Below are 20,893 nucleotides of genomic sequence, written 5' to 3' on the forward strand. Positions count from 1 at the left end.
TTCCGGCAGAGGAGAATCGGATGTTTGAGTCATCGCAACTGGCGATCTTCATGGCGGCAACGCTGGCGCTTAATTTGACCCCCGGACCGGACATGCTGTACACCGCGACACGGTCTCTCGGCCAGGGGAGACGGGCGGGGATCGCATCAGCGCTGGGGATAGGCGCCGGGACGATCGTACACATTATCGCCGCAACTCTCGGGTTATCCGCAGTGCTCTCTTACTCGGCATTCACCTTCATGGCGATCAAGTATCTTGGCGCGGCTTACCTGATCTATCTGGGGATCAAGACCTTTCGCAGCAAGGCGCAGTTGCATCTGGGGAAAAACGTGGCGAAAGAGAGTCTCTCGCGCATCTTCTGGCAGGGAGTGTTAACCAATATTCTCAATCCCAAAGTCGCGCTTTTCTTCCTGTCGTTTCTGCCACAGTTCGTTGATCCGGAACGAGGATCGGTCGGCTTGCAGTTGGCGACATTGGGAGTGATGTTCGACCTGTCCGGCGTGACCGTGCTGCTGGTGATCGCAATAGCGGTAGGGCATGCCTCCAGTTGGTTGGAAAACAGCCCGACATTCCTCAAAGTGCAGAAGTGGTTTACCGGGTCGGTCTTTATTGCGCTTGGAGCGCGGTTGGCGCTCGCAGACCGGAAATAGCATCTCTATGAGATCCAGGTAACACCAAAATGTCGTCGCGAATAATCAAGCGAACCAAGAATACACTTGTCTACTACCTGACACGTCTCCTCATCTGGAAACTGAATATTCTCCCACGATCATGGTCCATTCGGATAGGAGCATCGCTCGGCAGGCTGGCGTGGCGGATGATCGACCGGGACCGCCAGCGCGTCCATCAGAATCTCCAGATCGCCTATGGCAACCGGCTGACCGCGGACGAGCGCGAGGAGATCGGCCGTCGGTTCTTTATTAATAGTGGGAAGAATCTGGTTGATGTGATCCGTTTTGAAAAACATTTCCGTGATGAGATCCGGCCGCTGGTTGAAGTCGAAGGATTGGAGTATTTCGAAGCTGCTGCCAAACGGGGGAAAGGGATATTCGGGGTGACCGGCCATTTAGGGAATTTTGAACTATTGGCCGCCTACATGCAGTCGCTCGGATATTCTTGCGCGGTGATCGGGCGTGAGATGTATGACAAACGGTTGAACGAGCTTCTGGTCCGGAATCGAGAGGCTGTCGGGTTGGTGAATATCGCCACGACCGATTCACCCAAAAAGATCGTTGGGTGGCTTCGCAAAGGAGGGGTTGTTGGCGTCCTGATCGACATTGATTCAATGCGGGTACGATCGGCATTCGTCCCATTTTTCGGGAAACCGGCCAATACGCCGATCGGGCAGTCGATCATCGCGGTCAAGACCGGAGCTGCGCTTTTGCCGGTTGCTTGCCTCAGAACGGCTAACGATCGGTATAAAGTGATCATTCGTCCGGAGGTGCAATTTGAGCGGACGGGGGATGTCGAGAAAGACGCTTACCAGGCTACCTTACTCTGCACCAAGGCATTAGAGGAAATGATCGATAGTCACCGCGACCAGTGGATCTGGATTCATACCCGCTGGAACAGCCGCCCGGAAAATCTGCCTTGACTCTCGACTGATTATCCCCATGTTGTCTGCCGATAGATAAAGACTATTATGGCGAACTACCTAAGAATCATACTACTCGGACTTACGACGGCGATATTGGCCGGCTGCTCGAACCATGAGAGTTCGACCAAGACCGATATTGTGGTTGATTCCAGCCGTCCGGATACCGAGATGCGCGGCGCCACAATAGACCTGCTTGAAGGGGAGCGAGTTACCACTCGAATTGATGCCGACCGAATTCTCAAGTTCGACGCCAAAGACTCTACGATGGGTTACGTTGTTCACGCTGAGTTTTTTGATTCGCTTGGCAATATCACTTCGCGACTGGACGGAGACTCCGCCTATATTCGAGAAACCAGCAACCATATGCATGTCTATGGGCACGTGGTAGTTGTCTCGGAAGATCACTCAATGCTGGAAACCGACTACCTGCACTGGAATCCGGATATCGAGAAGATCCAGACCGATGCCTATGTCAAGGTTACCAGAAAAGGGGATGTGGTTACCGGCTGGGGATTGGAAGCGGATCAGAAGTTGACCCGGATCAAAGTGCTGAGACAAGTCTCCGGGACTATTCACAATACCGATGAGATAGACAGCATGTAATGGTCATTGTGACTTGCGCGGCACACCTCCCGGTGTGCCCGGGCAAACGAGGACGTTTGCCGCGCAATAGCAGAGAGGTTATCCACAACCGGCGAGACCGCCGGTTTTTTTGTGACATTTAGAGACCCTTTTTCCTTTTTGCTTGCCTGACTCTCGATCTTGCCGTTTACTGTTATCCCGGAATGAATATCCCAACAGATGACCAAATATCTCGTCTTTCCTATGGAAGGGAGCAGACTGTGCAGAACCGATTCAGGGAGATGGATTGCTTTGTCCTGGCCGGGGGAAAAAGCAACCAGGAGAGAGATTTTCAGCCCGATGGTGACCTGACGCGCCTTGAGCGAGGGTACCGTCGCTATGCTGCGGTCTTTGAGCGTGTGACGCTGGTGCTGAAGAAGGACCAGGCGCGCGAGCAATATCTCAATTATCCGTATGTGTGCGACGAATCAACCGAGCATGGCGCCGTGCATGGGATCGAAGAAGCATTGCGGCAGTCCGGGTCGGATGCGGTTTTTATCGGATCGACCGAGATCCGGGATTTCCCGCTCGAACTGGTAGTGGAACTGGTCAGGAATTACCAGGGAGAGTCGTTCCTGGGGTACCAGTCAGTTCACCAGGGAGTGGCACAGCCGTTGTTCGGCATCTACAGCAAAAAGCTGGTTGAATCGCTGAATGAAGGCAAGGCGGCCGATCTGACTGAGCTGATGCAACTACTGGCCCGCGATGGAAAGTTGCTGCCGCTTCCCGATCCGACATTGGCTGAACAGCTCAACCTGCGCTAGTGTTTGTGGACCGAATTTTGCAGCCGCTGACGCGTTCAGCCGGCTGACGGATTTCTATTCTATATATCCGCAGCTCTTATCTGATCAGCAGCATTTTTCGTGTCAGTTCCAATTCTCCCGCCGACATTCTGTACAAGTAGACTCCGCTGGCAACCTCCTGGCCGCTCTCATCGCGTCCATCCCATTCCACAACATGTTGTCCGGCAGATAGCTGGTCTTTGACCAGAGTACGAACCGACTGCCCCAGCAGATTGAATACTTCAATTTTCACCTGCGATCTGGAGGGTAACGAGAATCGAATTGTCGTGTTAGGGTTAAATGGATTTGGGTAGTTCTGTCGCAATTCGAAGTCATCGGGCAGCATGTCACCGCGTTCGTCGTCATCAACATCGACTGGTATATTCGAGGTGAAAGCGGCGTACACACCGGTGGACGATATAGCGGACATCACTTCGTTTTGCGCAGTATCGACAGCTCCACCGGACACGAGTGCAGACGCGCCTAGCAAGATGCCGTTGGTACGTCAGCCACAGCGACGCCGGGCCAGCTTGCCGTGAGCTGGTCCCCAATCCGGTGGCGATCACAGGAAAGGTGGTAGTGAGCAGCATGGTGCGGCCGGTGGATGCCATTCCGGTGTCCAGATTTACCTGACAGGCTCCACCAGGTCCATGCATGATCGATCCAGAACCGTTTCCAAGTTGCGTGCGGAAATTGAACGGCACAGCAAAGGGAGCGTTGTTATTATCCAGAGCGTGAATGGTGAACTGGCCGATTGCTGTGAGGCTATCAGTGAGCGTGGCTATGTAATCATTCGCTGCCAAGGAGAGCTGAATGGAATCACCTGAGGACGATGTCACCGCACAAGCGGTGGCACCAGAAGGGGAGCGCGGCACGCAATTGTCCGACGGAATCCAGATCGGGCACCTCGGCCGAAACCGATACCCAGGTGGGCTGATTAGAGAACCTTCTCGCCGCAGTAATATAAGTGCGGCCCGATGCAACAATGGTATCGGGTGAACTGTTGCTCATTCCCAGCAGGCGAATCAGACCACTATCTGAAGTATTTCCCTGGTCAATTGCGATTCCAGAATTGGCAATTTTGGCGACAACATTGATATTGCCGAGGGGCATCACCGGTCCCAGTCGCACGCTCTTCGTTCTGCGCGACGGTGCACTGAGGTCGGATCGAAATAGGACCTGAGCGCCTACGTCATAATCGAGGTTTACCAGGTCATTGTTGGGACCAACTAAGTGCTCTTCACCTGGGGGCAGGAGTCTTTCCGAGGGGAGTCGAATGGGCGCGAATATTGGTACGGCGGTGTAGTACCCTTCGAAATCCTGCTCAAACCATTCCCAACAAGACATTCCACGAACTTGAAAGTGCAGGTTGTTCCAACAGGAAGGGAAGGAGTAGCGGTTCTCATTGGACATTTCGGACTGATATGGACTGGCAAGCGGGAGCGGGTACTGACTATCCATAAACCCGTAGTTGGTGATGAGCGCGCATCTTCCAGAGTCCGCGAATAGGCCGGTGCCAAGTAGATATTCACCTAAAATCCAAAACCAAAGGGGACCACTTTAGGCGGGGGGGGGCGGTGTAGGTGAATCACTACATCCAGGGATTTCACCACGAATACTCCCTGCTATCGTCACATTGCCGAACCACTTACGGGGCATCCCCCCCCCCCCCCGCCCCGCCCCCCCCCCCCCCCCCGCGGGCCCCCGGGCCGGGCCTGTTGTCTGCCCAGAATCCGGTACCGGTTGGGGGTGGCGGGGGCGCCGGGCGGCCCCCCCGCGGGCGGACAGGCGGCCGCCCCCCACGGAAAACACCCCCAAACAAACCCCGCCCCCCCCCCCCCCCCCCCCCCACCCCCCACCCCCCCGGAAAAAGTTTGTCCCCCTCAACCGGAACCCCCCCCCCGGGTGTTGTAGGGGGAACGGCATAATCTAACCACCCCCCCCGTATTTTCCCCCCCCTTCCACCCCCCGGGGGGGGAGGCCCCGGGAAGGGAAGGCGCCCCACGGGGGGCCCGTGGTTGGGTACAAGGAAGGGGGGGGATTTAGTTTTGGGCGGGGGGCGGGGGGGGGTGGCCGCTGGTCGACTGTCGGGCCATGGAAAAGCATGAGCATGGGCAAGGCCGCGGCCCGGGCCCGCGGGGGCCCGGGGGGGGCGGGGCGGCGGGGGCCCAAAAGGGAGGGCGGGGGGGGGGGGGGGGGGGCGGGGCGGGGGGGGGGGGGGCCCGCCACCGGGAGTCCGGAGCGGTGGCTCCGCCAGGGGGGGGGCGGCCGCGGCGGGCGGCAGGAGCACAGAGAAAACCACACCCACCACAAAAACCCAAGAGGCCAAAGGAACAGAGGGAGAGCGAAACCCCCCAGAACCCCCTGGGGAGGAGCCGGAAACAAGAGGACGAAGTTAGACCGAAAAGACCCGCAGGGGGGTCCCCCCCCGGCCCGCGCGGAAGAAAAGAAGTGGACACCAAACCAGGAAGAAGAGAGACCACCCCCGGGCAGAGGCCCCCCCCCCCAAGCCAGAGCCAGGGGGGGCGCCAGCACCGCCACCCCGGCGTACCCCGAGAATTGCCGGGTCGTAAAGAAAGATCCCAAATACCGCTGTTTGTGTCTGAGAACCCACACAACCCGAAGACCCCGCGGGGGGGGGATATCCGGGGCCGCCGGGCGGAGGGGAAGGCCCCCCCCCCCGGGCGGGGGGGGTGCCGGGGGGGGGGGGCCCAGGGGGGGCCCCCGGGGTCGCGACGATCCGGCGGCCACCGGGGGGGGCCGCGGGGGGGGAGGGAACCCCCCCCCCCCCGGAGGGCGGCCCCACGGCGCCGCCCCCCCACCCCGCGCGGGCGGACTCCCCCCGCCCGAGGCGCGCAGCGCCCGGCCGGGGGGGGGCGCCGGCCGGGGGGGGGGCCCACACACCGGGCGGCCCGAAAAAACGGGGGGGGGGGGGGGGGGGGGGGGCGGGGGGGCGCCGCCAGTGGGAGGATGGAAAGGGCCACCACCTTTTAGCAGCCCCACGGTGACGGCTTGGAAGGGGAAAGGGGGCTCCGTGGGAGGCAGCGGGGGGGGACCCTCGCGCTACACTATAATATAGACCATTTTAATCCATTGTCAATTTCTAAATCACCTACCAGTCCTTCTGCCATCTAATTGCTGCGATCTCGGGCGAAAATTATGCACATACAGAGACTGGCAGCATTTTTCGACTATACCCCGACGCAATTGAAGGCGATGGGGATATTGACGGTCACAGCGATCCTGTTGACCGGCTACCTGCTGATCCGTTCCTATGCCGAACCGACTCCACAGGCAGTCTCCATGCCCGTCTTTTTGGGCGAGGATCAGAAGTTCACCGGGATATTTCTGATCGACCCAAACACCTCTCCCGCTGATTCGCTTGAATTGCTGCCGGGAATCGGGCGGACGCTGGCTGATCGAATAGTCGAATACCGACAGCAACATCGGTTTGAACAGGAGATCGATATCACCGAAGTGAAAGGGATCGGGCCGAAATTGTACGAGCGGATCAAACCATACCTGAGGGTCAAACGATGAGTGCGATCCTGGGGATCGATCTGCGTGGTCCGACCATCTGTACCGCATCGGTTGGCGAAACAAACGGTCGTCGCACGATTCTCTGGCTGGCCCAGGCGCCAGTGTCTGAGCGGATGCAGTATCCTGATAAGGTGACGCTCGCCCTGGCGATCCCGGATGACTCGGTGATGGTGAAATACTACCAGATGCCGACTGTCGCCGGTAGCGATGTGGAACTTCGGCTGCAATTTGAAATGGAGCAGTCGTTGCTGGATGATGCCGACCAATTTCGTTTCGACACGATCAGGACCAGTCTGCCGGACAGGTATCTTGGGCTGATCTGCCGCAAATCAGGTCTGGCTGCATTGCAGCAGAGGCTGGCTATTAGCGAAGAAGCGCCCAGTATATCGCTGGCCAGGGGAGTGGCATTGGCGCGCGGATTCCGTGCATTCTGTAAAGTACCCGGTGGGGAGTTGATCGGTCTGGTGGATATAACGCCGGATTCGCTGTCACTCTGTCTGTTGTATCGCGCGGAGATCATCGCCCTCGGGCATTTGAAACTGGAAGGGTACGAGCCGGCGGACGAGATGTCGGTGAAACGGTTGGCGATGGAGATCAAAACGCTGGTCTCGTTTAAGCTGGCCTCGGTGGCAGAAATGGGACTATCGATCCCGATGTCTTCGCTGTCGCTTTCCGGCGATTTTTCGGATCAATTGCTCGAGCAGATCGAACGGTACTTTCCGACCGGGGTACACCGCGTGGAGGTGAACCGAGCGGCATTGGGGCCAGGGCTGGAGATGTCGAACCGTCCGGAGCTGTTTCTCCCGGCTCTGGGGATGACGGTCATTTAGCTTGCCATTGGACAGTCCGACCAGTATGTTTTTTCAACCTTAAACTCAACCAGACATCACGTTATGGCCAAAGCAGTACGTACACGCGCGGTTTATCCGGGTTCTTTCGACCCGACCACCAATGGACATCTTTCACTGATCGACCGGGGATCCTGGCTATTCGATGAACTGATCGTGGCAGTCGCCACCGCTCCGAGCAAAAACGTGTTGTTCACCGCCGAAGAACGACTCGGGTTCATGAAGCAGTCGGTGGCGAAACTGCAGAATGCGAAGCGGATCAAGGTGGTCGGCTTTGATGGTCTCTTGGCCGATTTTGTGCAGGAGATCAAGGCGAACGCGATCATCAGAGGGCTTCGCGCAGTCTCAGATTTTGAGTACGAGTTTCAGATGGCGCTGATGAATCGCAAATTGGTGCGCGAAGTTGAGACGGTCTTTTTGATGCCGTCGCTTTCGTGGGTTTATCTGTCATCCTCGATCGTGCGGGAAGTGGCGAAAAACGGCGGTGATGTGACGGGGCTGGTGCCGACAGTTGTCAAGCAGGCACTGGTGAGGAAGTTTAAAAGCAATTCTAAGCGTCGCCGTTGAGCAGTGTCCATTCTATGGCACATCCATCAGTGATGATGGTTGTGCTCTGCCTCCCAGACTTCGCATTCCCCCCTATTTATCGCGTACCGGTCGCATTGCATCCCGAAGTAGACAGTTCGGGCGGTGAAAGTCATACCCAGTTTCTCTGCGACCCGGATCGAAGCGATATTCTCCGGATGAATGATAGCTACTAATTCCTGCAGGTCGAGATGCTCAAAGGCCCAGCGCTGGCCGGCAATTGCGGCTTCGGTGGTGAGACCTTGCCCCCAGAACGGCTTGGCCAACAAATAGCCGATTTCGATCTCGTCGGTATCCGGCAGATACTGCAAACCGCACCATCCAATGGGCCTGCCATCGGGCGGCTGACCGATTACCCACCGTCCATAGCCAAACCGGGTCCAGTGCTCGATCTGATAACAGATATCCTTTTCCACGGATGGACGGGGGGGCGGGGTGGTACGCGGGAAATAGCGAAACACGGAATCCTCAGATTGCACGCGATGGAGTGGGTCGATATCCTCAAGGAAAAACGGACGCAACATGAGGCGAGGTAAATGGAGGGTGGGTGCGATGGAAAACATGACTATCCCCAATCAGCTACAGAGTTCGATCCTGGCGAGTGAGGGTCACCGATAAGATACTCCATATTGTGAGAAAAGGAAAGAGGAAGTTTGGCGGAGGGTAAGCGCCCTTCATCCGGCGCTCCGCGCCACCTTCACCCATAGGGAGAAGGGAAATCCCCTCTCCTTGCGGGAGAGGGTGCCTCGAAGAGGCGGGTGAGGGCTAGTCGATAGAGACTGATCTATTACAGCATTTTCCGCCGCTTGGCAAAGGGGTTGGATTGACCTATATTGATTACTTCGCGGAAACGCGATTTACCCATGGAGTACAGAGATGAGTGACCATCAGCAGAAGCCGCACCCGGAAAACAGTACCGTTCAGTCGGATGCGGAGATACATCTCCCGCTGGCCGACCTGATCCGGATCCGTCGGCAGAAGATCGACCAGTTCAAGCAACAGCAGATCGAGCCATACCCATACAAATACGACCGGAAGCATGGGATCGCCGAATTGCAGGAGCAGTTTGACACGTTAGCGGCGGCCGAGACAGTCGTCCGGCTGGCCGGACGGATCATGCTGAAGCGAAAAATGGGGAAAGCGATCTTTGCCGATGTTCGCGATGCTGCTGCCAAGATCCAGTTGTATATCAAGATCGACAATGTCGGCCAGGCCGGGTTTGATAATTTCGACCTGCTCGATATGGGAGATATCGTCGGGGCCGAAGGGACGTTGTTCATCACCCGGACCGGCGAACGGACGCTTAAAGTCAACTCGTGGGAGCTTCTCTCCAAATCACTGCATCCGCTGCCGGATAAGCATGCGGGGTTGACCGATGTTGAGATCAGATACCGCCGTCGCTATGCCGATTTGATCATCAATCCGGAAGTTCGCGAAGTATTCGTCAAGCGAACGAAGATAATACAGATAGTCCGGGACTTCCTGAATTCGCGAGGATTCCTCGAGGTCGAAACGCCGATCCTTCAGCCGTTGTACGGTGGCGCGTCGGCACGGCCTTTCAAGACGCATCATAATGCGCTGGACATTCCGCTCTATATGCGGATCGCCGATGAGCTCTACCTCAAGCGGTTGATTGTCGGCGGTTACGAAAAGGTCTGGGAATTCTGCAAAGATTTCCGGAATGAAGGGATGGACCGGAAGCATAATCCTGAGTTCAGTATGATCGAACTCTACTGGGCGTATGCGGATTACCATGACATGGCGGCATTCTATGAAGAGATGCTCCGCCACGCGGTGCATGCCGTGTTCGGCAGTCACAAAGTGACCTACGATGGTCAGGAGATCGATTTCGGACCGAAATTCCGCTGGATCTCTATGGTTGATTCGATCAAGGAAGCTACGGGCGTTGATTTCACAGATCTCTCGGATGCTGATGCAAAAGCCGCCGCGCAGAAGCTTGGCGTGCATGAAAAGGAGAAGCTGATCAATCGCGGCAAGGCGATTGAGGCGGTTTGGGAGCTGAAGGTCGAGCCGAACTTGATCCAGCCGACTTTCATAGCGGATCATCCGGTCGAGATATCACCGCTGGCGAAGCGGCATCGCAAGGATCCGCGATTCACTGAGCGGTTCGAGCTGTTTATTGCTGGTCAGGAGATGGGGAATGCATTCTCCGAACTGAACGACCCGATGGATCAGCTTGGAAGATTTCTCCAGCAGGGGAAAGCGATTGAGCAGGGGGATGAAGAAGCGCAGCCGTTGGATGATGATTTCATCACGGCGCTGTCATACGGCATGCCGCCGACTGCCGGACTTGGCTTTGGGATCGACCGACTCGTGATGTTGCTGACCGACCAGCAGTCGATCCGGGACGTGCTGTTTTTCCCGCAGATGAAGGAGACGAAAGAGGGATCGGTGCCGGTGTCGAAGATCCTGGCGCAGTTGCTGGAGGAAGAGAAGGGTTAATCGTCCTCCGTCGTTTCTCTATTCTTAGTGCTTGAATACAAGTAAGGCAGAAATCCTTTTCCGTGGAGGAAAGGGACTCCTGCCTTTTCTTTTGAGGGGAGAATCGCAGATTCCCGTTGCATCGATGTCCACTTGTTTGCTCTACCGGTCGGCGGGGATGAATTTCGCGCAGACAAAATAACAGCAGAGAGACAGACGGCAGAATCCGTTCATCCATTGCTGTCTTGTTTTGTGACAATTTGTGCTCACGACGTTGTCCATAAGTCGAATTTGGACAATCAGGTACACGACAAGGTGCAATCTGTACCGCGGCGGTCGCCATGGCCCTTGAACGGCGAGCACGTGGTCCATTTAACTCACTGATAGTCAGTCTCTTCCGTCAGTGGCACACTCCCGGCACGACATTCGCATTAACGCAAAACTGTAAGACAACACCGGCGGCTTGAGAGTCGTCAACACTTTAGAGGAGGTTTTGTATGAAACGCGTCTTGATGTTCACCCTACTTCTGTCGTTTGCGCTTGTCATGAGTGCTACGGCGCAGAGCCATGGCAACGGCAACACCGGAGTGCCGAACAATTTCAACCATCAGTACCTGTATTTGCAGGATGCGGATGGTGACGGAATTCCTAACTGCCAGGATCCGGATTACGTGCGTCCGGTGTGTGACAGCACCCGCATCGGTGATCGTTATACCTGGGGTCACCGCTTTGCCAATACAGTTCGAGATGGGGTTGGGTCGACGGTTGACCACCTGAACGGGCTGATGATCCGCCTCCGGGATCGTATCCGAACTAAGCAGGAATAGTCAGAGTCGCAGTTCAGTCAAAGGCCCCGGCTATGCCCGGGGCCTTTTTTTATCCCGTCTTCGGCCGACCTAAATCACTCGATATCAGAATCAAGCCTTAAGTGATATAGATCACAATCGGTTAGGAATGGCGGAATGGGCAGGAAAACCAATTGATTTCACTGTTTATCATCTGGTATGTTCCCTCCGTGAGATCCTATAATTGTATAACTCGCGGTACTGGATGAACTTTGCAAGCTACATCGCACGCCGCTATTTCCGCTCCGGGCGGTTTTTTATCTCCGTCTCGACCTGGATGACTATCGCCGGGGTTGCCCTCGGTGTGGCAGTCGTCTGTTTTGTCATGTCGATGCATAACGGTTTCGAATCGGAGATCCGGAGCCGACTACTTGGCACAACCTCCCATATTACCGTATTCAGTCTGAGCGGCGAATTCATTACGGACTATGACCAACTAGTCGATCAGATAGAGAATATCCCTGGGGTGGTGGCCGCCTCGCCGTTCATCTACTACAAAGCGGCGATAAGTTCGGAGTCGGGTCATGGGGATGGTGTGGTCGTGCGGGGGATAGATCCAAAGCGAGAGCAGCAGACCGCTAATATTGCGCGGGATATCAAAGAAGGTTCATACAATTTCGAGCGGACGCTTATCGATGGCGATTCGCTGCCGGGGATCATTCTCGGCAAAAACCTGGCGGACCGGCTGGGCGTTTATGTCGGGCAGGAGGTCGCGCTTTATGCATTGCGCGGTGAGGACCTCCGTCGAAGCATCACTCCGAGAATAATGAAGTTTTACGTGTCGGGGATATTCGAGACCGGCTATTACGAATTCGATGGAGAACTGACTTACATCTCACTGCAATCGGCGCAGAAGCTGTTTCTAATGGGGGACGTGGCGACCGCGGTTCATCTCAAACTGACAGACATTTATCAGGCTGAAAATCTGACACCGGTGATCGATTCGGCGCTGGGGAACCATTATGATGTGGTGCCATGGAATGTGCTGCACAAAAATCTCTTTAATTGGATCGAAATAGAGAAGATCGTATTAGGGGCGGGGTTTATTCTGATCGTCCTGGTTGCCGCATTTTCCATCATTTCTACGTTGGTGATGTTGACCATGGAAAAGCGAGCGGAGATCGGAATTTTGAAAACGATCGGGACTACACCCAACCTGATCGCCGCAATCTTTGTCTACAAGGGGATGTTAATCGCGGGATTTGGGGTGCTGGGTGGATGGATAGTTGCGCTGGTGGCGGCATTTATTCAGAACTACTACAAGGTGGTTTCGCTCCCGGCCGATCTCTATTTTGTCAGCTATGTCCCGATTGAGGTTCATTGGGTTGACTTTGCCTATGCCGGACTAGTGACCCTGTTGATCTGTTTTCTGGCGGCCCTTTACCCGGCTCTGCAGGCATCCCGGATGTCGGTGATCGAAGTGCTTCGTAAGTAGATGTCGTTGCACTGCTAAAACTTTGAGCAAAAATGGCGACAATGTCAGTAACGGATAAGCTTTCATCAGGAAACCGGATGGCCGGTGGAAAGGGGGCTGTCCGTGCAAGAAACTAAGATCATTCTGGAAGGGACCGGGATTCACCGTCAGTTCCAGACGGTGGAAGGTCTCCTGAAGGTGTTGAAGGGGATCGATATACGGGTGACACGCGGCGAGATGGTCGCCATCACGGGTGTCTCCGGGGTCGGCAAATCGACACTACTACATATTTTAGGCGGGCTAGATCGCCCGACTGTGGGTCAGGTTAGTCTGGAGGGACTGCAATTCAGCAGTCTTTCGGAGCAAGAACGAGCGAGAATACGGAATCAGAAAGTTGGCTTTGTGTTCCAGTTTCACTACCTGCTAGAGGATTTCACCGCACTTGAGAACGTTATGATCCCCATGCTGTTAGCTGGTGTGAAGCGGTCTGAGGCGGTGCGGCAGGGGGAACTGTTATTGCAGGATGTGGGTTTAAGTGGTAGAAAATCTCACCGTCCAGACCAGTTGTCGGGCGGGGAACAACAGCGAGTAGCGGTCGCCCGGGCACTGGCCAATGGTCCGGGAATTGTGCTGGCGGATGAGCCCTCCGGGAATCTCGATTCGGCGACTGGTCGCATGCTCCACGATCTGCTCTTCCGTCTCAACTCTGAAAAGTCGACTACCTTTTTGATAGCTACGCATAACCAGGAACTGGCCGAACGCTGCACCCGTCAACTCCATATGGCTGACGGACAATTGCAGGGGTAACGGAAGGATAAGAGAAGATCATGCTGTGCCAGGACTGCAAAAAACGAGAAGCTCAGGTTCATCTGACGCAGATCATCAATAATGAGAAGATCGGGCTATCGCTGTGCAAGGAGTGTGCCTCGGCGCGCGGTTTCCATTCACCCTTGGACAATATGCCCTTTCCGTTGGCGGAGATTCTGACCAATCTGGCCAAGAGTTTCACCCAGGAAGGGAATGTGGCTCCTCTGGATGCGATGGTCTGTCCGACCTGTCAGCTTACGTTTGAAGAATTCACGCGTCAGGGGAGATTTGGCTGCGGCGATTGTTATCGTACCTTCCGGCCGCGGTTGGAGTCGATCATGCGCAAGATCCATGGAGCATCGCTGCATCGCGGCAAAGCGCCGGATCTTCCGTTTGAAGCAGAACAGGGTGAAGTGACGATCCCGGTCAAGGAAGAGGAACGTCTCGAGACGGAGTTGCGCAAGGCTATCGACGCCGAGGATTTTGAGCGCGCCGCGGAGATCAGGGATAAACTTAAATCGATCAAATATGCGATAGGATATCATTCGTGAGCGCAGCAGAAAGAGTGATAGTGATGTTTGAGTCAATGGCCAAATCGCCTGCAGCATGGCTCTCCGGGAAGGGGGACGAGGCGCTGGTGGTTTTGTCGACCCGCGTCAGGCTAGCCAGAAATGTGGCCGGCTGTCGTTTCCCCACGACCGCAGATACCGAAACCAAACGTCGCATTGTCGGCTACTTTGATTCGGCGATCGGTCGCTCCTCCGTTTTGGGGGAAGGAACCTACGTCAAGGCGGGAGAGATCTCGGATCTGGATCGCGATTTTTTGGTGGAGCGTCATTTGATATCGCCGGCCTTTCTGACCGGAGACACATCCAAAGCGCTCTATATCAGTCCGGCCGAACAGGTTTCGATCATGGTCAATGAAGAGGACCATCTGCGCATCCAGTCGCTGACCGCCGGGTTTGATCCACAAGGTGCGTTTGCCCAGGCAACGCGATACGACCTTGAAGTGGGAAAATTCCTCGAATTTGATTACGATGCTGATTTTGGATATATGACCGCCTGCCCGACCAACGCCGGGACCGGCATGCGGGCCTCGGTTCTGATCCATCTCCCCGGTCTGGTTTTGACCCGGGATATCGAGAAAGTGATATCGCGCATCACCCATAGTGGCCTGATTGTGCGCGGATTTTACGGCGAAGGCTCCGATGTACTGGGGAACCTGTTCCAGGTATCCAACCAGAACACCCTGGGCGTTTCCGAAAGCGAGATCCTCAACCAGATCACGCGAGTGGTCCGGGAGATCATTGAGGCGGAAGCGGCCGCACGGCAGCGACTAATGGATGAAGCTGCCGATATGATAGAAGATAAGATATGGCGGGCATATGGCATCCTGAAGTATGCGAGAGTATTGACCTCCGAAGAGGTGATGAACCTGTTGTCGGCGGTCCGCCTCGGGCATGCGATGAAGATCATCGATTTCTTAAATGTCGCTCTGATCAACGAATTGTTGCTATTGTCGCAGCCGGCGCATTTGCAGAAGTACTTTGGACAGGAAATGGATCCGAATCGCCGCGATTTCGTTCGTGCCCAGTTGGTGCGGGAAAAGCTGCGGAACTCGGACTAGCCGGACGCTGTTCTGATTGTGCAACGGCAGTGTGACGGTGCATATTGTCACGTGACAGGAAGGAAGACACAGCATGAATGAGATGTTTACCGAAGCGGCCCGACGGGCAATTGAATATGCTCGGGACGAAGCCGCACGACTTCGACATGATTACATCGGTACGGAACATCTCCTGTTAGGGTTGATTCGTCTCGGAGAAGGCCGGTCGGTCGATATCATCGGCAACCTCGGCCTGGATCTGGATGACCTGAAGGCGTCGATCGAAGAGGTCGTACAGCCATCGGGCGGGACGATGACCATGGGGCAACTTCCACTGACCGCCCGGGCGAAAAAGACGCTCGAGGTTTCCGGCCAGGAGGCGCGCGCCCTCAAGTCCAAGGATATCGACACTGAGCATATCTTGCTGGCTCTCCTCAAAGACGAAGAGGGTGTGGCGGCTCAGGTCCTGTCGACCTATGAAATCGACTATAAAGAAGCCTACGAAGAGCTGAAGAATATCCAGAGCGGCAAGCCGTCTTCGTTTAAGAAGAAACGGAAAAAATCAAAAACGCCGGCACTGGATCACTTCGGTCGCGATCTGACAGAACTGGCGCGTCGCGGAAAACTCGACCCGATCATCGGGCGCGAGAATGAGATCGAGCGCGTCTGTCAGGTGCTGTCGCGCCGCAAGAAAAACAATCCGGTGTTGATCGGCGAACCAGGTGTCGGCAAGACCGCCATCGCCGAGGGGCTCGCCCAGCGAATCGTCGAAGGGAATGTCCCGCAGACGCTGGAGAACAAGCGAGTCGTGACACTTGATATGGCGTCACTCGTGGCCGGCACTAAGTACCGCGGCCAGTTTGAAGAACGACTCAAAGCGGTGATGACCGAGATCATCAACTCCACCGATGTGATCATCTTTATCGATGAGTTGCATACGATCGTCGGAGCGGGTGGTGCGGAAGGCTCGCTCGATGCCTCGAACATCTTCAAGCCGTCGCTGTCGCGCGGTGAATTGCGCTGTATCGGCGCCACCACGTTGAATGAGTATCGCAAATATATCGAAAAAGATGGTGCGTTAGAGCGCCGCTTCCAGACGGTCATGGTTGAGCCGCCATCCGAGGAAGATACGATCAAGATCCTGAAGGGGCTCCGTCCGAAATATGAAGAGCATCACAAGCTGCACATTTCGGATGATGCGATCATTGCGTCGGTGAAGTTGTCGAATCGTTACATCTCAGGCAAGTATCAGCCGGATAAGGCGATTGATTTGATCGACGAGGCCGGCTCGCGCGCGCATCTGTCGACTTACACGCGTCCTGGATTTTTCTCTGAATCCGAAACGCGCATTACCGAATTGATGCACCGCAAGGAAGAAGCGGTCAAAAATCAGGCGTTTGAGACTGCCGCGCAGTTGCGCGACGAGATCAAGGCTGAAAAAGAAAAACTCGCGGATCAGTCCAAGAAGTGGGAAGAGACACGCGAAAAAGAGCGCGTCACCCTTTCCGCCGATGATGTCGCGATGGTCCTCTCCAAGATGACCGGTATTCCGCTTTTCCGCCTGGAAGAGAAGGAATCACAGCGCTTGCTCCGGATGGAGGAAGAGCTGAAGAAGCAGATCGTCGGTCAGGAAGAGGCGATCACGACCTTGTCCCGCACATTGCGCCGTGCTCGTGCCGGACTCGGTGACCCGCGCCGTCCGATCGGCACTTTCCTGTTCCTCGGTCCGACTGGTGTCGGAAAGACGGAACTGGCTCGTTCGCTGGCGGACTTCCTGTTTGATGATCCCGAGGCGTTGATCCGCATTGATATGTCGGAGTACATGGAGAAGTTTGCCGTGTCCCGTCTGATCGGTGCTCCGCCCGGATATGTCGGATACGAAGAAGGCGGACAGTTGACCGAAAAGGTCCGTCGCAAACCGTATTCGGTGGTGCTGCTCGACGAGATCGAGAAAGCACATCCGGAAGTGTTTAATATCCTGTTGCAGTTATTTGATGACGGCGCGCTGACCGATTCGTTCGGTCGACGGGTCGACTTCAAGAATACGATCGTCATTATGACCTCCAACGTCGGTACCCGCCAGCTTCGCGAACAGAAGACGGTCGGGTTCGACGGCGCCGATTTCGACGGATCGTATGACGGGATGCGTCACAAGATCATGGATGAACTGAAGAAGCTGTTCAACCCGGAACTGTTGAACCGTATCGACGAAACCGTGATCTTCCATTCGCTCGACCGCGATCATATCAAGCAGATCATCGACATCCTGGTGATCGATGTGGCGAAGCGTCTGGCCGAGCGTGGCATCAGCTTCAAGCTGACTCCCGAAGCGAAGGAGTTCCTGGTCGACAAGGGATTCGATCCGGCATACGGAGCGCGGCCGCTCAAGCGGGCGTTGCAGAAGTATCTGGAGGATCCGCTGGCCGAGGAGATCCTGCGCGGGCAGTATGCCGGCGACCTGGATCTGGTGATCGGCGCGGAGATGGATCGACTCTCGTTCACCTTCAATGCCGCACCGAAGGAACAGAAGGTCGGGCAGTAAAGACTGATAGCAGTCAAATTATTGACAATAAGAAACCCGCTCAGGCATCTGGGCGGGTTTTTCTATCTCAGCGGTTGTCGATGTCTGTTCTATACGAACTGCGGTTGTCGCGCGGTATTCAGCATCGGCAACACCGTTTCAATGATGTGGTAAGAGCGTTCGGAAGCTTCGTCAAGGAACATAATGAACTCGCCAGCGGCTCCTCCCGAAGCTGAATCGGAAATTACGCGTACGACGGCGAACGGAATCTTGTTGGCCTGACAAACCTGCCCGACTGCCGCCCCCTCCATCTCGGCCGCGATCGCCCCAAACTCTCGCTGAATCCACTTGATTCGCTGCTGATCGGCAATAAAGGAATCGCCGGTGACGATCGTCCCGACCAGTACCTGCGGCGGGTTGGGATTATCCGCAAAACTCTGCTCCGCCGCTCTGGCGATCTTGTCGACGATTTTCGGGTCAGCCTCGATCAATCGGCCGGCATCGGAAACCTGTCCCGGACGTCGCCCAAAGGCAGTCAAGTCGATATCATGTTGAGCCACGAAGTTGGCGATGACTATATCACCACGCCTCAAATGCGGCACCAGTGCCCCGGCAAGGCCGGTGAAGACCAGCGATTGGATGCCGAAGCGGTCGATCATCGCCTGGCTCGCCATCGCGGCGTTCACTTTGCCGACCCCACATTTGGCGAGGACAACGGGGCAGTTGTTGATAGTCCCCAGGTCGAACGTGATTCCGGCGAATGAGGTAGACGTGCTGTCAGATTGAAGGTGACTGCGGAAGAGTTCGATCTCTTCATCCATGGCGCTGAGTAAGCCGATCACATGTTCCCCATCTTTTGAAAACTCCCTTATCTATCAATTATCGGGATTTGCGGCTATGCCTGTAGCAATGCTGCCGGTATATCCGGCTGAGCGGGAGTCGATTGTCCCCCTCGAGCACATTGCCGGACGAGACTGATTCAGATTGAAACGATTACGAGGAGTACTACGTAGTGGAAGGGTAAGTCAGCGACTTTCGCACTTGAGTTCATAGCGGCGGATAGAGTATCTTGTTTCGAGTCACTAAATCAGCTTATGATCGACGTTCAATCACTGAGTAAACGGTTTGGCCAACTGATCGCAGTTGACGCTGTCACCTTTTCCGTGGGAAAGGGTGAGGTGTTTGGCCTGTTGGGCCCCAATGGCGCGGGGAAATCGACTGCTATCAATATGATGGTTGGCGCACTGGCGCCGGATTCCGGCACTGTCCGAATCGGCCAGAACGGCAATCCTCTGCATCCTGACACTCGGCGCGGTATTGGGGTCGCGCCGCAGGCGTTGGCGATCTATGAAGAGCTGTCCGCTGAAGAGAATATTCACTTTTTCGGGACGCTGTATCAACTTCCCGAAAAGATTTTGAAAGAACGAGTGGCCTGGGCGCTCGATTTTGTCGGCCTGACTGACCGCAAATCAGGTAAGTCGGAGAATTTCTCCGGCGGGATGAAACGTCGCCTCAACCTAGCCTGTGCCCTGGTGCATGATCCGCCCGTGCTGTTTCTGGATGAACCGACTGTCGGCGTTGACCCGCAATCTAGAAGCATGATGTTTGAGAGGATCGAGCAACTTCGGTCGCAAGGGCGGACGGTTGTTTACACCACGCACTACATGGAAGAAGCGCAGCGGCTGTGCGACAGAGTCGCGATCATTGATCATGGGAAGATCCTCGATATGGATACTGTCCCCAATCTGATCGCCAAGTATGGCGGCAAAGCAGTCGTGACCGGCGAACTGGAAAAGGAGCCGCCATCGGGCGTTTCACTGCCCGGTGTGAGAAATGATCTGCAGATCCGATTCGAATCAACCAATCCGTTTTCCGAAGTAGCCGCGTTAAATGCTCAGGGTGTGGCGTTCCATTCTCTGCAGATCACTCAGCCGGACCTCGAATCGGTCTTTCTGTCGTTAACCGGAAGGAGACTTCGCGACTGATGCGTGCGGTTCTGGCATTGGCAGTCAAAGACCTTCGCCTGCTCTGGCGTGACAAGCTCGGGCTGTTTTGGGTGATACTTTTTCCGCTATTAATAGCGCTCTTTTTCGGCTCGATCTTTGGCGGCGAAGGGGGCGGGGCGCGGTCGATGAAAGTCGCGCTCATCCGCGAAACCGGCTCTCCAGTGGCGCAGAAGTTCTACGATGAGTTGGCGAAAGCGTCTGTTCTCAACACCTTCATCATGTCACGTGACTCGGCTCGCATTCTGGTTCAGCGCGGCAAGTTGACTGCGTATGTCGAGTACACCGGCAAGGGGGAAAGCTCGTTTGATCTGTTCTCCGATCCGGGTGAGATAGTCGTCGGAATCGACCCTTCGCGCAAAGCCGAAGCCGGTTATTTGAACGGGATGATCAGTCAGGCGTACTTTGTCGTGCTGCAATCGGCCATGATGGATACCAAAGGGTGGAAAGAGCAGTTGAGCGCGGAGCGGGCATCGATGGACAGCTCAGCCGGCATGACGAGCGGACATCGCAACAACCTGATCAAGTTGTTTGACGTGCTCGATTCACTTCAGACAGATATGGATGCCGCAAATGCTGTCGGTTCAGATTCATCCAAAGCATCTGCCGGTATGAGCGGTCCGAAGATCGCTTTCAACGATGTTGCCGTGAATACCGCACGTCCGCGGTCGGCATTTGAGATCACGTTTCCGCAATCTTTGCAGTGGGCGTTGATCGGCACGGCGGCGACCTTTGGTCTTTCGATAGTGACGGAACGTCGGCGCGGCACCTGGATGCGCCTTCGGTTGGCGCCGTTGTCGCGCGCGCACATTCTGGCCGGCAAGGGGCTGGCTTGCTTTATCGCCTGCTTTTCGGTCTGTCTGCTATTGATGGCGATCGGCGTCTTCGTCTTTGGTGTGCAGATAGGATCGGTCCCCTGGTTGATTGCGGCGTTGGCGAGTGCGGCGTTTTGTTTTGTCGGGCTGATGATGCTGATGTCGGTGCTGGGAAAAACAGAGAACTCCGTATCTGGTGCTGGCTGGGCGCTTTTCTTAGTGCTTTCGATGACTGGCGGCGGAATGGTGCCGCTGATGATGATGCCATCCTGGATGGTAACGCTGAGTCATTTCAGTCCGGTGAAGTGGTCGATCCTGGCGACAGAGGGGGCGAGCTGGCGCGGATTTGGTGCATCGGAGATGATGCTTCCGATCGCGGTTCTGTTGTCGGTTGGTGCGATCGGCTACCTGATCGGGGTGCTGGTGCTGCGCCGGTCGGACGGGTAGACGCTACCTATCTCGCTATC

General features: G+C 55.7%; 20 protein-coding genes. 16 read left to right on the top strand and 4 right to left on the bottom strand.

The window, feature by feature from the left end; translation table 11 throughout:
• Positions 1-20 precede the first annotated feature (20 nt).
• The 4 genes from IPH75_08965 (at position 21) to IPH75_08980 (ending at position 2,982) form a co-directional block, all read left to right on the top strand.
• A complete protein-coding gene (locus IPH75_08965; protein ID MBK7142196.1) occupies positions 21-650 on the top strand; it encodes a LysE family translocator in 630 nt (209 codons plus the stop codon).
• A gap of 29 nt (positions 651-679) precedes the next feature.
• Complete coding sequence (locus IPH75_08970) at positions 680-1,594, top strand: lysophospholipid acyltransferase family protein (protein ID MBK7142197.1); 915 nt, start codon at positions 680-682, stop codon at positions 1,592-1,594.
• A gap of 48 nt (positions 1,595-1,642) precedes the next feature.
• Positions 1,643-2,200: an LPS export ABC transporter periplasmic protein LptC gene (gene lptC / locus IPH75_08975; GenBank protein ID MBK7142198.1), complete on the top strand. Its 558-nt coding sequence runs from the start codon at positions 1,643-1,645 to the stop codon at positions 2,198-2,200.
• A gap of 239 nt (positions 2,201-2,439) precedes the next feature.
• Positions 2,440-2,982: an NTP transferase domain-containing protein gene (locus tag IPH75_08980; GenBank protein ID MBK7142199.1), complete on the top strand. Its 543-nt coding sequence runs from the start codon at positions 2,440-2,442 to the stop codon at positions 2,980-2,982.
• Between the two features lie 76 nt (positions 2,983-3,058).
• Here the strand turns inward: IPH75_08980 and IPH75_08985 are convergent, their stop codons facing one another.
• Both IPH75_08985 and IPH75_08990 read right to left on the bottom strand, forming a co-directional pair.
• The gene (locus IPH75_08985) at positions 3,059-3,430 is read right to left on the bottom strand and encodes a T9SS type A sorting domain-containing protein (protein ID MBK7142200.1); all 372 of its coding nucleotides are present in this window, start codon (positions 3,428-3,430) and stop codon (positions 3,059-3,061) included.
• 389 nt (positions 3,431-3,819) lie between these two features.
• Complete coding sequence (locus IPH75_08990; protein MBK7142201.1) at positions 3,820-4,413, bottom strand: hypothetical protein; 594 nt, start codon at positions 4,411-4,413, stop codon at positions 3,820-3,822.
• 1,803 nt (positions 4,414-6,216) lie between these two features.
• Between IPH75_08990 and IPH75_08995 the strand changes: the two genes are divergently transcribed.
• From IPH75_08995 to coaD, 3 genes are all read left to right on the top strand, one after another.
• A complete protein-coding gene (locus IPH75_08995) occupies positions 6,217-6,540 on the top strand; it encodes a helix-hairpin-helix domain-containing protein (GenBank protein MBK7142202.1) in 324 nt (107 codons plus the stop codon).
• Positions 6,537-7,370 carry a hypothetical protein gene (locus IPH75_09000; GenBank protein ID MBK7142203.1) on the top strand — a complete coding sequence of 278 codons (834 nt, stop codon included), beginning with the start codon at positions 6,537-6,539 and terminating at the stop codon, positions 7,368-7,370. Before IPH75_08995 ends, IPH75_09000 begins: the two co-directional genes overlap by 4 nt.
• 63 nt (positions 7,371-7,433) lie before the next feature.
• The gene (coaD, locus tag IPH75_09005; GenBank protein ID MBK7142204.1) at positions 7,434-7,955 is read left to right on the top strand and encodes a pantetheine-phosphate adenylyltransferase; all 522 of its coding nucleotides are present in this window, start codon (positions 7,434-7,436) and stop codon (positions 7,953-7,955) included.
• A gap of 26 nt (positions 7,956-7,981) precedes the next feature.
• Here coaD and IPH75_09010 read toward each other — a convergent pair whose 3' ends face one another.
• Positions 7,982-8,536 (bottom strand): GNAT family N-acetyltransferase, encoded by a 555-nt coding sequence (locus tag IPH75_09010; protein MBK7142205.1) that lies wholly within the window; start codon positions 8,534-8,536, stop codon positions 7,982-7,984.
• A gap of 313 nt (positions 8,537-8,849) precedes the next feature.
• Between IPH75_09010 and lysS the strand changes: the two genes are divergently transcribed.
• The 7 genes from lysS (at position 8,850) to IPH75_09045 (ending at position 17,629) form a co-directional block, all read left to right on the top strand.
• Positions 8,850-10,436 (top strand): lysine--tRNA ligase, encoded by a 1,587-nt coding sequence (lysS, locus tag IPH75_09015; GenBank protein MBK7142206.1) that lies wholly within the window; start codon positions 8,850-8,852, stop codon positions 10,434-10,436.
• 476 nt (positions 10,437-10,912) lie between these two features.
• Positions 10,913-11,242 carry a hypothetical protein gene (locus IPH75_09020; protein MBK7142207.1) on the top strand — a complete coding sequence of 110 codons (330 nt, stop codon included), beginning with the start codon at positions 10,913-10,915 and terminating at the stop codon, positions 11,240-11,242.
• Between the two features lie 223 nt (positions 11,243-11,465).
• Positions 11,466-12,695, top strand: coding sequence for an ABC transporter permease (locus IPH75_09025; GenBank protein MBK7142208.1), 1,230 nt, complete (start codon positions 11,466-11,468; stop codon positions 12,693-12,695).
• Between the two features lie 120 nt (positions 12,696-12,815).
• Positions 12,816-13,481 (top strand): ABC transporter ATP-binding protein, encoded by a 666-nt coding sequence (locus IPH75_09030; GenBank protein MBK7142209.1) that lies wholly within the window; start codon positions 12,816-12,818, stop codon positions 13,479-13,481.
• A 20-nt stretch (positions 13,482-13,501) separates the two neighbouring features.
• On the top strand, positions 13,502-14,032 hold the full coding sequence (locus tag IPH75_09035; protein ID MBK7142210.1) for a UvrB/UvrC motif-containing protein: 531 nt from the start codon (positions 13,502-13,504) through the stop codon (positions 14,030-14,032).
• Positions 14,029-15,108, top strand: a complete 1,080-nt coding sequence (locus tag IPH75_09040; GenBank protein ID MBK7142211.1) for a protein arginine kinase — start codon at positions 14,029-14,031, stop codon at positions 15,106-15,108. Before IPH75_09035 ends, IPH75_09040 begins: the two co-directional genes overlap by 4 nt.
• Positions 15,109-15,181: 73 nt before the next feature.
• Positions 15,182-17,629: an ATP-dependent Clp protease ATP-binding subunit gene (locus IPH75_09045; GenBank protein ID MBK7142212.1), complete on the top strand. Its 2,448-nt coding sequence runs from the start codon at positions 15,182-15,184 to the stop codon at positions 17,627-17,629.
• A gap of 89 nt (positions 17,630-17,718) precedes the next feature.
• On the opposite strand, the gene IPH75_09050 is transcribed toward IPH75_09045, so the two are convergent.
• Entirely contained in the window at positions 17,719-18,450 is a 732-nt protein-coding gene (locus IPH75_09050) for a 5'-methylthioadenosine/adenosylhomocysteine nucleosidase (GenBank protein ID MBK7142213.1), read from the bottom strand.
• Positions 18,451-18,702: 252 nt separating this feature from the next.
• Here IPH75_09050 and IPH75_09055 point away from each other — a divergent pair, with 252 nt between their 5' ends.
• Both IPH75_09055 and IPH75_09060 read left to right on the top strand, forming a co-directional pair.
• Positions 18,703-19,593, top strand: a complete 891-nt coding sequence (locus IPH75_09055) for an ABC transporter ATP-binding protein (protein ID MBK7142214.1) — start codon at positions 18,703-18,705, stop codon at positions 19,591-19,593.
• The gene (locus IPH75_09060) at positions 19,593-20,873 is read left to right on the top strand and encodes an ABC transporter permease (protein MBK7142215.1); all 1,281 of its coding nucleotides are present in this window, start codon (positions 19,593-19,595) and stop codon (positions 20,871-20,873) included. Before IPH75_09055 ends, IPH75_09060 begins: the two co-directional genes overlap by 1 nt.
• Positions 20,874-20,893 lie beyond the last annotated feature (20 nt).

The sequence above is a fragment of the bacterium genome (assembly GCA_016708025.1).
Classification (GTDB): Bacteria; Zixibacteria; MSB-5A5; order GN15; family FEB-12; genus FEB-12.